Source organism: Pseudomonas sp. H2_D02, from assembly GCF_054677635.1.
Genome location: NZ_CP162816.1, coordinates 4,228,545 through 4,241,468, shown reverse-complemented (window position 1 = coordinate 4,241,468; position 12,924 = coordinate 4,228,545). Strand labels below are relative to the sequence as shown.

Here is a 12,924-nt window from a genome sequence, read left to right as displayed (position 1 = left end):
TTCAAGCGAAGGTGGCGACGATCGCTTCGCGCACTTTGCTGGCGGCCGGGTCCATCGGCGTGTGGGTTCGCCATCCCAGTTCGATGGGGTAGCGGGGCAAGGCGAGCGGGCAGGGCAGCAATGCCAGGCCGCTGAGGGCCGCAATGGCCTTGGCGGCATGGCCCGGGATCGTCGCCACGGCCTGGCTGCCCTTGAGCAGGAACGGCAGCGCCGCGAAGTGCGTGGTCGAGGCACAGACACGCCGACGCAGGCCGAGCCCGGCCAGCCCCTCGTCGGTGATGCCGATGAAACCTCCAGACGACACCAACAGGTGCTCACGCGCTACGAAGGCGTCCAGGCTCAGGCCCTGCTCACCTTCCTCGAGGCTGGCCGGATCCACCAGGCAGGCGTAGTCGCCTTCTCCCAAGACCTGGCGACTGAGCAGCCGTTCGGTAAACCCCCCCGCCGTGATTGCCAGGTCGAGGCTGCGCTCCATCAAGGCGCGCCCGACGATCTGGCTGTGGGTCTGGCGAAAAATCAAGCGCAGGCCCGGCGCTCGCCGCGCCACTTCCTCGATCAGGCGCCGCCCATGGGCGATCTCGAAATCATCGGATAACCCGACAATGACCGAGCGGCCCTCATAGTGGCTGGCGCCCGGATCGACCATCGCCAGGCTTTGCCGGCATTTGTCCAGCGCATCGCTGATCACCGGCTTCAACTGATTGGCCCGCAGCGTCGGGGCCAGGCCGCGGCCCGTGCGCACGAACAGTTGATCGTCGTACAGCCCTCGAAGCCTGCGCAGCGCGGCGCTGATAGCCGACTGAGTCACGCCCAGGCGCAGGGCCGCGCGGCTGGCGCTGGATTCGTCGTGCAACGCTTCGAAGGTTTTCAGCAGGTTCAGGTCTACGTCGGCGATATTCATTTGGTTCATATCTTTTAGCAGCATGCTGGGCTTTATTCATGATCCGTCGACACTGGAGAATCGGCAACACCTGAAATCACGGAGTTCAAGACCATGCCTAAATCCATCGTCGCTGCCTTGCAGATCGGCTCGTTGCCGGGGGGCAAAGCCGAAACATTGGCGCAGATTCTTTCCTACGAAGAGGCCATTTCTGAAGCTGGCGCTCGTTTGGTGGTGATGCCCGAGGCGCTGTTGGGCGGCTATCCCAAGGGCGAGGGTTTCGGAACCCAGTTGGGTTATCGGTTGCCGGAAGGGCGCGAGGCGTTTGGGCGCTACTTCGCCAACGCCATCGACGTGCCGGGCGTCGAGACGGAGGCGTTGGCCGGCTTGTCGGCGCGCACCGGGGCCAGTCTGGTGCTGGGTGTCATTGAGCGTGCTGGCAATACCTTGTACTGCACCGCGCTGTATTTCGAACCGGACGCAGGCCTGGTGGCCAAGCACCGCAAGTTGATGCCCACCGGCACTGAGCGACTGATCTGGGGCAAGGGCGACGGCTCGACGTTGCCGGTGATCGACAGCCAGGTCGGGCGCGTAGGTGCGGCGGTGTGCTGGGAGAACATGATGCCGCTGCTGCGCACGGCCATGTACGCCAAAGGCGTGGACGTCTGGTGTGCGCCGACGGTGGATGAACGGGAGATGTGGCAGGTGAGCATGCGTCATATCGCCCACGAAGGACGGTGTTTCGTGGTCAGTGCCTGCCAGGTCCAGGCGTCGCCACAGGCGTTGGGCATCGACGTGGCGAACTGGCCGGCGGAGCGGCCCCTGATCGCGGGCGGCAGCGTGATTGTCGGGCCGATGGGGGATGTGCTGGCCGGACCGTTGAAGGGCACTGCGGGGTTGTTGACCGCTGAAGTCGATACCGACGAGCTGGTGCGGGCGCGCTATGACTATGACGTGGTTGGCCATTACGCCCGACCGGATGTATTCGAGTTGGTGGTGGATGAGCGCGCCAAGCCAGGCGTGCGTTTTACCGGTTGATCACCAGGTGGCCGTGGATCCGGGCAAGTCGAGGGTTCCGCGGTCGACGAAGCGCATCGTGCCAAACAGTCCGCCAGCGAGTTTGCCCTTGAGTACATAAGGCAGGTTGTCGAGGCTTTGGGTCTGGCTCAGGCCCAGTGTCTGGCGCAATACCGAGAAAGCCGAAATGCTCACCGGTACGCTCAGGATGCCTTCGGAAAAACGCGGGATCGAGCCGGTCTGGTCGCTGACGCCTGTCGCCAATGTATGACCGTTGACCTCCAGGTCCAGCGCTACGCCGTTGTAGTCGATGGTGGTCTCGTTGGGGTTCTGCAGGCGCAGCTTCACCGCAAAGCGCAGCTCCAGGCCCTGGCTGGGCAATGGTTCGATGCCGACCACGTTGATATTCAATGGGTCCCGATGCTGGAAGAGGGCGCAGGCGTTCAGGCCGAGTACCGCCAGGATGAGAGACAAACCGAGGATTTTGCGCATGGAGACTTTCTCATCGGGACTGTGGGGCACAACAATAACACTGGGTGGAACCATCATCCGTGGCGGAGTACCGTCCTCCTGACAGTTTCTGACACCAGCCTCTGCTAATCTGCTGCGAATTTCCTTCGGATCTTTTTCTATCGTGTCGCGAACCACTCGGCTGCTCACGTTGCTGCAAGTCCTGCGGGGCAAGCGATGCCCGGTCACCGCCGCGACATTGGCGACCGAGTTGAAGGTGTCCGAGCGCACGCTGTATCGCGATATCGCCGAACTCACGGCGATGGGCGCGCCGATCCAGGGCGAGGCGGGCATCGGCTATGTGTTGCGCAGCGGGCTGTTCCTGCCACCCTTGATGTTCACCGCCGATGAAATCGAAGCCATCGTGCTGGGCTTGCGCTACGTCGACCAGCGCGGCGATGAGGTGCTGGGCAAGGCCGCCGCCGACGCCTTGGCGAAGGTCGATGCCGTGCTGGCGCCCGGTTTGCGGGACGCCTTGCATAACCCGACGGTACTGCCGGGCCCCCCGGGTTATGGCTACCCCCAGAACATCGTCGACCTGAACGTCTACCGCCAAGCCATTCGCACTCAGGCCAAGCTGCATATCGATTACGCCGACGTGAACAAGAACCCGAGCCAACGCTTGATCTGGCCCCTGGCCCTGGGATTTTTCAACGAGGCCCGGGTGGTGGTGGCCTGGTGTGAGTTGCGCGGTGCCTATCGGACCTTTCGCACCGACCGGATTGCTGCCGCGACGGCCCAGGGTGAGCGTTATCCGGGCCGGCGCAGTGACTTGTTGCGAGCCTGGTTTGCACTGATGAACCTGGATGAAGCGGGGCGTTTCACTCCTGACAAAAACTGACATGACACTGTTTTAGCATGGCTGCGGATCGATACAACAAGGAGCCCTGACATGTCCAACCCCGTCTCTTCCCTTGCTCCGGCCATTGCCGGTTATATCGCCGCGGCCAACGCCCGCGACAGCTCGGCGGCGACGCGTTTCTTTGCCGAGAATGCCAACGTTTTCGATGAGGGCCACCACCGGGTCGGTACCCAGGCCATCGCCCAATGGATGGAGGACACCGCGCGACGTTACCAGCCGCGGGTCGAAGTCCTCGACGTTCAGCAGCGCACCGGGAGGGTGCTGGTCCACAACCTGATCTCGGGAACCTTCCCCGGCAGTCCGCTGGAGTTACGCTACACGTTCCGGCTCGATGAGCAGGGCAAGATCAGCCGGTTGGATATTTCTGTATGAGAAGTAGGAGCGAAGCTGTGGCGAGGGAGCTTGCTCCCGCTGGGCTGCGCAGCAGTCCCAAAAAATCTTGCGGTCGCTGCGCAACCGAGCGGGAGCAAGCTCCCTCGCCACAAGGTTTGGGGTGAACCATAGGCAGTGAAACGCTCACCGGGTTGCGCTGCATGGCATACTCCGCACCTTCGCCTTCCGGACCTGGGTCGCATGATTTCCAAATCCCCCTTGAGCGCTTGGCAACATGCCATCGAACATCACGGTTTCGTCCAGGATGAAGCCCAGGAGCTGGCCATCATGGCCTTGGAGCAGTGTCACAAGGCATTGCACGAAGGCCGCAAGTCGATCAAGGGTGTGTATCTCTGGGGCCCGGTAGGGCGCGGCAAGACCTGGCTCATGGATCGCTTCTACGAAAGCCTCGAGGTTCCAGCCCGTCGCCAACACTTCCACCATTTCATGGCCTGGGTCCACCAGCGCTCATTCCAGCTCACCGGCACGCCTGACCCGTTGCAGGCCTTGGCCCGCGAGTTGAGTCGCGAGGTGCGAGTGCTGTGTTTCGACGAACTGTTCGTCACCGACATCGGCGACGCCATCATCCTGGGTCGTCTCTTCCAGGTGATGTTCGAGTTGGGCATGGTCGTGGTCAGCACGTCCAACCTGCCGCCCGACGAGCTCTACGCCAATGGCCACAATCGTGAGCGGTTCCTGCCGACCATTGCCGCGATCAAGCAGTACATGCAGGTCGTTCCCGTGAATGGCTGGCAGGACCATCGCCAGCATCCGGGTGTCTTGCAACAGCGCTATTGGCTGCGCGATCCCGGCCTGGTCGATCCATTGGCGGATGTGTTTGCTAGGTTGAGCGCGGGGCAGGCGTCGAGCAGCGCGCCGGTCGAGGTGGGCCATCGCCTGGTCGTGCCGGTGCAGGCCAGCGACACGGTGCTGTGGAGTCGTTACCCGGACCTGTGCGAACAGCCGTTTTCGGCGGTGGATTTCATGGCGCTGTGCGACCGTTTCAAGGCGATCCTGCTCAGTGACGTGCCCAACCTGAGCGCCGAGCAGCGCGAAGGGCGCATTGCCCGTGGCACCGAAGACGGGATCGAGCGGGTCGAGGCCGGTGATCGCGAACTGCCGCAGTTGTCGGTTCACGACGACGGCGTGCGGCGGTTCATCGCCCTGGTCGACGAATGTTATGACCGCAAGGTGCCGTTGTACCTGTCGGCCGAGGTGCCGATGGACCAGTTGTACACCGAGGGCTATCTGCAATTCCCGTTTCGCCGTACCCTCAGTCGCCTCCAGGAAATGCAATTGCAACGTTTCGGTCAGTTCGCCTGACCTGAACCCTGTCGGCGACCACGCCGCCGGCCTTATCGAAACGAGATGGAACAATCATGGAAGAAGCCAAGGACATCCTTGTACTCCAAGCCAGCTACACCAATCCGGTCCACGCGGAAGCGATCTGTCATGTGCTCAACGGCTATGCCGAGGACCCGATGGGGGGAGGTCATTCGCTGCCGGCCGAGGTGCTTGCGCACTTGCCTGAAGAACTGGCCAAGCGCGCCCATGCCTTTAGCGTACTGGCGTTCGTCAATGGCGAACCGGCGGGGTTGATCAACTGCTTCGAGGGTTTTTCCACCTTTGCCTGCCGGCCTTTGGTGAATGTCCATGACGTTGCCGTGATGCCGGCGTTTCGCGGGCTGGGCCTGAGTCAGAAGATGCTGCGCAAAGTCGAAGACATCGCTCGCCAGCGCGGATGCTGCAAGATCACCCTGGAGGTGCTGGAAGGCAATGCCGTGGCCCAGGCCAGTTACGCCAAGTTCGGATTTGCCCCCGGCATGTTCGAGCCGGCCCACGGCCTCATGCAGTTCTGGATCAAACCCCTGTAACAGCGGGCTTCAACCAGCTCCGATTATTTCTGTACGACCTGTCCCGCTGGCCCCGTGGGTTTCATGAGGCTGAAGTCGATCAAGGCCTTGTGCTGGTTCTGGTACGGATTGCCGATCAACAGTGGCCTGGCCTTGAACGCATCGCTGACCAGGCTTTTGCTGCGGTCCAGTTCGTCGAAGCTCAAGCCGGCCATGTCCGCCCAGGTATGGATCAGGTGCGAGCTGCTGTAGGGGCGTCCCAAGTCGTCGGCGAGGTTCCAGTCATGGGCTTCGCGCCATTTCGGCGAGGCCCAGGCCATGAATGGAATGGTATACATCGGCGCCGTTGGCTTGCCCTCGTTGCGCCCCAGGGTCTTATGCCCCGGCGAATCAAATACGTCTTCGCCGTGATCCGACAGGTACAGCAGGAAACCGTTGGGGTCGGTCTTGGCATAGTCCTTGATGAGGCTGGACACCACGAAGTCGTTGTACAGCACCGCGTTATCGTAGCTGTTGTAGGTCGGGACCTGGTCGTCACGCACGCCTGCCGGTACGCCTTGGCGATCGGTGAACTTGTCGAAGGTCGGCGGATAACGGTACTGATAGCTCATGTGCGTGCCGAGCAGGTGCACCACGATCAGCTTGCGCGGCGCGGTATCGGCCAATGCCTTGTTGAACGGTTCGATCACGTCGCCATCGTACTGGGCGGCATTCTGGTTGCGGTTGTTGTTCAAGTACACCTGCTCGTCGGCCTGTTGGGAGAAGGTCGTCAGCATGGTGTTGCGCTTGGTCATGGTCTGCTGGTTGGTGATCCAGAAGGTCTTGTAGCCGGCCTGTTTCATCATGCTCACCAGCGACGGCGTGCTCAGGTAGAGGTCCGGGTTTTCTTCGTCGGCGAAGGTCAACACCTGCTGCAGCGCTTCGATGGTGTACGGGCGCGGGGTGATGACATTGTCGAACACCGCGAGCTGGTCCTTGAGCTTGTCCAGTTCCGGCGTGGTTTCCCTCGGGTAGCCGTAGAGGCTCATGCGCTGGCGGTTGGTGGATTCACCGATGACCAGCACCAGCGTTGCGGGCTGGTTGGCCATGGTGTCCTTGAGGTTGCTCAGGGGCGCGATGGTGCTGGCGCTGTGAAGCATGCCTTGCATGTTCTCCAGCTGTTCAGTGTAGCGACGGTACGCCACGAGCATCTGCCACGGCACTGCCGGCTCGATGCGATCCTCGAATTTCTCCAGGCCGCGGGCGAGAGTGCCGGTGCGCAGGGTCTGCTTGATCAATGGATAACCCACCACGGCGACCATGATCACGGCGGCGGCGACCATGGCCTGGCCTCGCGGCAGATAAACCGGGCGCAAACGGGTCCAGAGGAAATAGCCCACCAATGTGTGGGCGAGGAATGCCGGCACCATCCACCAGGCAAAATACTGGGTCATGTATTCGCCCGCTTCGGCCACGTTCGATTCGAACATGATGAAGATGACGCTTTGGGAAAATTCCTGCTGATAAATGAAGAAATAGCCCAGGCTGGCCATGGAGCACGCCCACAGCACTACGCCGATCAGTGCGGCGAGCAGGCGAGTGCGGGTAGGGAAGAGCAGCATCGGCGCCAGCCACAGGGCACTCATCACGAAGGCCTGGCGAAAGCCGGTGAAGCCGGAGGTGTCGCTCAGCAGGATGAGTAATTGGGTGATGCCGGAAAAATACCAGAAGAATAGAAACAGCCAGCCGAGCCCGGCCCAGTCGAAACCTTTCGCAGTCGTTTTGCTGCGTTTGAACACACTCATCAAGCGCTCCAGCCCTCATCGACGAAGCTTCTGGCACCGGATTGGTGCTCATGGCATTCGACGAAATAATTCAGTGCGCGGGAGTATTAAGGGGAGGATGTGAAAACTTTGTGAGTTTTTTGGTTACGAATTGCTTGTGGCGAGGAGCTTTTTGAAGTGACACCGGCTTGCCCGGTGTCACTTCAACTGCCTTGCCTCCGTGACAGGTGGGTTCAGCGAGCCAAAGCCTGGCCCTGGTAGGGAAGCTGTGCGTGTTGCAACTGCAAGCGCAACTGCGTCACTTCATCAAGCAGCAGATCACGCTCTTCTTTCAGCAGGCGTAATTCGTCGCGACGAATGGTCACGTAAAGGGTTTGGGGAGGACGTGCGGTAACGACTGGGCCCATTGCTCACCTCGCAAATGGCGTACATCAACTAGAGAGATGTCGCCAGTTTTTTTGGTCGACACCTCTTTATCGGCGCCGATTCTGAATACTTTTGCTCGTGAATGGAACTTTTTTATTTTTCATGGTCGCCGTGTCTTCGGCCGGTTTTTGAACGTTATCCTTTGTGATCGGGCGATTTACCCGGAAACTATGCCGCAATGCTCTGGACTAACCTCCACAAGTCGTTTGAGCTAAACCTTTGACACACCTTTATTTGTAGTAGGGAGCATCAGCACATGCAACTCGGGATCATTGGACTGGGCCGCATGGGCGGCAATATTGCGCGGCGCCTGATGCTCAATGGGCACATCACCGTCGTGTATGACCGCAATGCCGCTTTCGTCGAAAACCTGAGCCAGGAAGGCGCAACGGGCGTCGCGGACCTGCCAGCGTTGGTCGCCGGCCTGGAGACGCCACGGGCCGTCTGGGTCATGTTGCCAGCCGGCGCGCCTACGGAAGACACCATCAACGCGTTGAGCGCGCTGCTCGAGCCGGGCGACGTGATCATTGACGGCGGGAACACGTATTACAAGGACGACATCCGACGGGCCCAGGCCCTGTCGGAAAAAGGCCTGAGCTACATCGACGTCGGTACGTCCGGGGGCGTCTGGGGGCTTGAGCGCGGCTACTGCATGATGATCGGCGGGGATGCCGATGTTGTCCGGCGCCTGGATCCGTTGTTTGCCAGCCTGGCGCCGGGCATGGGCGATATCCCACGCACCCGCGACCGCAAGTCCGACGACGATCGCGCCGAGCGCGGCTACATCCATGCCGGTCCGGCCGGTGCCGGGCATTTTGTGAAGATGATCCACAACGGCATCGAATACGGCATGATGCAGGCCTTCGCCGAAGGCTTCGATATCCTCAAGACCAAGTCCAGCGAAAGCCTGCCGCCCGAGCAGCGTTTCGACCTGAACGTCGCCGATATCGCTGAAGTCTGGCGACGCGGCAGCGTGGTTTCGTCCTGGCTGCTGGACCTGACCGCGGATGCGCTTGCCAGCGATCCGAAGCTGGATGGTTTCTCCGGCGAAGTTGCCGACAGCGGCGAAGGGCGCTGGACCATCGAGGCGGCCATCGAACAAGCGGTGCCGGTGCCAGTGCTGTCCAGTTCGCTGTTCGCGCGGTTCCGCTCCCGTCAGCAGGCTACGTATGGCGACAAGATGTTGTCGGCCATGCGCTTCGGCTTCGGTGGCCACGTGGAGACGCCGAAAAAATGACGTCGATCGGCAGGAAATCCAAGGCAGAACCCGCGCCACCGACCACGCTGTTCCTGTTCGGTGCCCATGGAGATCTGGTCAAGCGCTTGCTCATGCCGGCCCTTTACCACCTCAGTCGCGACGGACTGCTGGGAGATGGCCTGCAGATCATCGGTGTCGATCACAACGCTATCAGCGATGTGGATTTTGCAAAAAAACTCGAGGATTTCATCCGTAACGAGGCGCAGGTCAAGGGCGGCGATCCTGATCGGGCGCTCGATCCCGCGCTGTGGGCCAAATTGGCCCAGGGCATCGGTTACGTTCAGGGTGATTTTCTCGACGACAGTACCTATGAAACGCTGGCGGCGAAAATCGCCGCCAGCGGCACCGGCAACGCGGTCTTCTACCTGGCGACCGCGCCACGCTTTTTCAGTGAAGTGGTTCGCCGCCTTGGCGCGGCCGGGCTGCTTCAGGAGCAGGATGACGCCTTCCGCCGCGTGGTGATCGAGAAGCCGTTCGGCTCCGACCTGCAAACCGCCGAGGCGCTCAACGCCTGCCTGCTCAAGGTGATGAGCGAGAAACAGATCTATCGGATCGACCATTACCTGGGCAAGGAGACGGTGCAGAACATTCTGGTCAGCCGTTTCTCCAACAGCCTGTTCGAGGCGTTCTGGAACAATCACTACATCGACCACGTGCAGATTACCGCCGCCGAAACCGTTGGCGTGGAAACCCGCGGCAGCTTTTATGAGCACACCGGCGCCCTGCGGGACATGGTGCCCAACCACTTGTTCCAGCTGCTGGCGATGGTGGCGATGGAACCACCGGCGGCGTTTGGCGCTGACGCGGTGCGTGGCGAGAAGGCCAAGGTGGTCGGGGCGATCCGCCCCTGGTCGGTGGAGCAGGCCCGCGCCAATTCGGTTCGTGGCCAGTACACGGCGGGGGAAGTCGGCGGCAACGCGGTCAAAGGCTACCGCGAAGAGACCAACGTCGCAGCCGACAGCAGCACCGAGACCTACGTCGCCCTCAAGGTCATGATCGACAACTGGCGGTGGGTCGGCGTGCCGTTCTACCTGCGCACCGGCAAGCGCATGAGCGTGCGCGACACGGAAATCGTCATCTGCTTCAAGCCGGCGCCTTACGCGCAGTTTCGCGACACCGAAGTCGACGAATTGCAACCTACGTACCTGAGAATCCAGATCCAGCCCAACGAAGGCATGTGGTTCGACCTGCTGGCCAAGCGGCCCGGGCCGGCCCTCGACATGGCCAACATTGAATTGGGCTTTGCCTATAAGGATTTCTTCGAAATGCAGCCGTCAACGGGTTACGAAACCCTGATCTACGATTGCCTGACGGGCGACCAGACATTGTTCCAGCGTGCCGACAACATCGAAAACGGCTGGCGCGCGGTGCAGCCGTTCCTCGATGCCTGGCGGGAAGACGCAACGGTCCAGCCGTACCAGGCCGGTGAGGATGGCCCGGCGGCCGCCGACGAATTGCTGACTCGCGATGGTCGCGTCTGGCATGGCCTCGGATGAGTGACCAGGTGAAACGCCCCATCCGCTTTTTGCTCAGTGACATGGACGGTACGTTGCTGCTGCCCGATCACAGTCTCAACCAGCGCACCATCCAAGCCGTTCGTTCGTTGCGCGAGGCTGGCGTGCTGTTCAGCCTTGCCACCGGGCGTCCCCCACGAGCCATGTTGCAGCAGATCGAAGCCCTGGGTGTCGACCTGCCCACGGCGGCGTTCAACGGCGGCACGCTGGTGCACCCGGACGGGACCTTCCTGGCTGTTCACTACTTACCGCCCGAGGCGGCACTGACCACGTTGGCGCTGTACGCCGATCAGCCCGGCATCGAAGTGTGGGTGTTTGCCGACGGCGACTGGCTGGTGCGCGACGCCAACGGTCCGATGGTGCCGGTTGAAACCCGCGGCCTGGGGTATCCGCCGGTGGAAGTGGAGAGTTTCGAGCCTTACCTTGAGCGCATCGACAAGATCGTTGCGACCAGCGCCAACACGGATCTGCTGGTGGAACTTGAGGCGCGCCTGCATCCGCTGCTCAAGGGCCAGGCCCAGGTGTCGCGTTCGCAACCGATCTACCTGGATGTAACGGCGATGAAGGCGAACAAGGGCGAGGCACTGTCGACCCTGGCGGAGTTCCTGGGCGTGCCGCTGGAGCAGACCGCCGCCATGGGGGACGGTGGCAACGATCCGGCGATGTTCCATCGCGCGGGACTGTCGATTGCAATGGGACAGGCGGAAGAGGCGATCAAGCGCCAGGCGGATGTCGTTACCGCAGCCAACACCGAGGACGGTGCGGCATTGGCGATCGAGCGGTACATCTTGCCCCGCTAGATAATCCTACATACTTGCTCCCGCTCGGTTGCGAAGCGACCGCAAAAAAGGGGGCCGCTGCGCCCGAGGCGTCGGACCGGCCCAGCGGGAGCAAGCTTCCTCGCCACAAAGTCATGTCCATTCGGTCATGGCGTTACAGCCAGTAAGTCACCGCATACCAACCCAGGCCACCCATCACCACGGTATAAGGCATCGCCATCCAGACCATGCGGCCATAGGACAGGCGAACCAGCGGGGCAATGGCCGACGTCAGCAGGAACAGGAAAGCCGCCTGGCCGTTGGGCGTGGCGACGCTGGGCAGGTTGGTGCCGGTGTTGATGGCGACCGCCAGGGTCTCGAAGTGTTCCTGGGTCATGTTGCCGGCGACAAAGGCTTGCTTCACTTCGGTGATATAGATCGTCGCGACGAAGACGTTATCGCTGATGGCCGACAACAGGCCGTTGGCGATGAACAGCATGCCAGGTTGCTGGTCGGCCGGCAGGGCCAATACCCATTGGATCAATGGCGAGAACAGGTGTTGGTCGTGAATGACCGCGACCACCGCGAAGAACACCACCAGCAACGCTGTAAAGGGCATGGCGTCCTTGAACGCGCTACCGAGCCGGTGCTCGTCGGTGATACCGGTGAATGCGGTGATCAGCACGATCACTGTCAGGCCGATCAGCCCGACTTCGGCCAGGTGCAGGGCCAGGGCCACGATCAGGATCAGCGCGGCGATACCCTGGACGATGAGGGCAGCACGCTGGCGTGCGGTGCGCTCACGGTTGTCTTCCTCGGCATAATCGGCCAATACCGCCCGGACATTATCTGGCAGCAGCGTGCCGTAGCCGAACCAGCGCAGTTTCTCCAGCGCCACGCAGGTCACCAGCCCGGCGACGAGCACGGGTAGCGACACTGGCGCGACCTTGATGAAGAAGTCGACGAAGTGCCAGCCCATTTCATGGCCGATCAGCAGGTTCTGCGGCTCGCCCACCAAGGTGCATACGCCGCCCAACGCGGTGCCCACGGCGCCATGCATCAGCAGGCTGCGCAGGAAGGCCCGGAACTGTTCCAGGTCCTGATGGTGCAATGATGGCAGGTCATGGTCTTCATCGACGCTGCTGTCCTGGCGCGGGTCATTGCCCGAGGCCACGCGGTGGTACACCGCATAGAAACCCACCGCGGCGCTGATAATCACCGCCGTCACGGTCAGCGCATCGAGGAATGCCGACAGGAACGCCGAGAGGAAGCAGAACATCAAGGCCAATACCGCCTTGGACCGCACACCCAACAGCAGGCGCGAGAACAGGAACAGCAGCAGGTCCTTCATGAAGTAGATACCGGCCACCATGAACATCAACAACAGGATGACCGGGAAGTTGTGGACCAGTTCGTCGTATAGCGCTTTTGGCGTGGTCATGCCCAGCGCCACGGCTTGCAGGACCAACAGCCCGCCAGGCATCAGCGGGTAGCATTTCAAGGCCATGGCCAGCGTGAAAATGAACTCCAGGACCAGCATCCAACCGGCGACGACCGGGCCCAGCGTAAAGAACGCCAGCGCATTGAGAATCAGGAAAACGATGACGCACGCTTTGTACCAGCGTGGAGAATGCCCCAGGAAGTTGTGCGCAAAAGCTTGAGCCATTTGACCGGACATTGGCTGCTCCTTTTAATTAGAAGCGCGCAACTT

13 protein-coding genes are annotated in these 12,924 nt (G+C 61.5%); 8 read left to right on the top strand and 5 right to left on the bottom strand.

Annotated features, from left to right (window positions below):
* Position 1: 1 nt before the first annotated feature.
* Positions 2–910: a LysR substrate-binding domain-containing protein gene (locus AB4N42_RS19380; RefSeq protein WP_198797000.1), complete on the bottom strand. Its 909-nt coding sequence runs from the start codon at positions 908–910 to the stop codon at positions 2–4.
* 84 nt (positions 911–994) lie between these two features.
* Here AB4N42_RS19380 and AB4N42_RS19375 point away from each other — a divergent pair, with 84 nt between their 5' ends.
* Complete coding sequence (locus tag AB4N42_RS19375; RefSeq protein ID WP_431145590.1) at positions 995–1,918, top strand: carbon-nitrogen hydrolase family protein; 924 nt, start codon at positions 995–997, stop codon at positions 1,916–1,918.
* On the opposite strand, the gene AB4N42_RS19370 is transcribed toward AB4N42_RS19375, so the two are convergent.
* Entirely contained in the window at positions 1,919–2,389 is a 471-nt protein-coding gene (locus tag AB4N42_RS19370; protein ID WP_030142722.1) for an LEA/WHy family protein, read from the bottom strand.
* A gap of 142 nt (positions 2,390–2,531) precedes the next feature.
* On the opposite strand from AB4N42_RS19370, the gene AB4N42_RS19365 reads away from it, so the two are divergent.
* The 4 genes from AB4N42_RS19365 (at position 2,532) to AB4N42_RS19350 (ending at position 5,515) form a co-directional block, all read left to right on the top strand.
* Complete coding sequence (locus AB4N42_RS19365; protein WP_030142721.1) at positions 2,532–3,248, top strand: helix-turn-helix transcriptional regulator; 717 nt, start codon at positions 2,532–2,534, stop codon at positions 3,246–3,248.
* A gap of 51 nt (positions 3,249–3,299) precedes the next feature.
* Positions 3,300–3,641, top strand: coding sequence for a nuclear transport factor 2 family protein (locus AB4N42_RS19360; RefSeq protein ID WP_030142720.1), 342 nt, complete (start codon positions 3,300–3,302; stop codon positions 3,639–3,641).
* Between the two features lie 201 nt (positions 3,642–3,842).
* On the top strand, positions 3,843–4,964 hold the full coding sequence (gene zapE, locus AB4N42_RS19355) for a cell division protein ZapE (RefSeq protein WP_030142719.1): 1,122 nt from the start codon (positions 3,843–3,845) through the stop codon (positions 4,962–4,964).
* Between the two features lie 56 nt (positions 4,965–5,020).
* The gene (locus tag AB4N42_RS19350; protein WP_030142718.1) at positions 5,021–5,515 is read left to right on the top strand and encodes a GNAT family N-acetyltransferase; all 495 of its coding nucleotides are present in this window, start codon (positions 5,021–5,023) and stop codon (positions 5,513–5,515) included.
* Between the two features lie 23 nt (positions 5,516–5,538).
* Here AB4N42_RS19350 and AB4N42_RS19345 read toward each other — a convergent pair whose 3' ends face one another.
* Positions 5,539–7,278 carry a phosphoethanolamine transferase CptA gene (locus AB4N42_RS19345; protein WP_460115180.1) on the bottom strand — a complete coding sequence of 580 codons (1,740 nt, stop codon included), beginning with the start codon at positions 7,276–7,278 and terminating at the stop codon, positions 5,539–5,541.
* A gap of 212 nt (positions 7,279–7,490) precedes the next feature.
* Positions 7,491–7,664: a DUF6026 family protein gene (locus tag AB4N42_RS19340; protein WP_187293371.1), complete on the bottom strand. Its 174-nt coding sequence runs from the start codon at positions 7,662–7,664 to the stop codon at positions 7,491–7,493.
* A 251-nt stretch (positions 7,665–7,915) separates the two neighbouring features.
* Between AB4N42_RS19340 and gnd the strand changes: the two genes are divergently transcribed.
* Genes gnd through AB4N42_RS19325 form a run of 3 tightly spaced genes read left to right on the top strand, consistent with a single transcriptional unit; the run spans position 7,916 to position 11,255 of the window.
* Positions 7,916–8,920 (top strand): phosphogluconate dehydrogenase (NAD(+)-dependent, decarboxylating), encoded by a 1,005-nt coding sequence (gene gnd, locus AB4N42_RS19335; protein WP_225936119.1) that lies wholly within the window; start codon positions 7,916–7,918, stop codon positions 8,918–8,920.
* Complete coding sequence (gene zwf / locus AB4N42_RS19330) at positions 8,917–10,437, top strand: glucose-6-phosphate dehydrogenase (protein WP_030142715.1); 1,521 nt, start codon at positions 8,917–8,919, stop codon at positions 10,435–10,437. The genes gnd and zwf overlap by 4 nt, the downstream gene beginning before the upstream one ends.
* On the top strand, positions 10,434–11,255 hold the full coding sequence (locus AB4N42_RS19325; RefSeq protein ID WP_198796962.1) for an HAD family hydrolase: 822 nt from the start codon (positions 10,434–10,436) through the stop codon (positions 11,253–11,255). Before zwf ends, AB4N42_RS19325 begins: the two co-directional genes overlap by 4 nt.
* A 133-nt stretch (positions 11,256–11,388) precedes the next feature.
* Here the strand turns inward: AB4N42_RS19325 and nhaB are convergent, their stop codons facing one another.
* Positions 11,389–12,891, bottom strand: a complete 1,503-nt coding sequence (gene nhaB, locus AB4N42_RS19320; protein WP_030142713.1) for a sodium/proton antiporter NhaB — start codon at positions 12,889–12,891, stop codon at positions 11,389–11,391.
* Positions 12,892–12,924 lie beyond the last annotated feature (33 nt).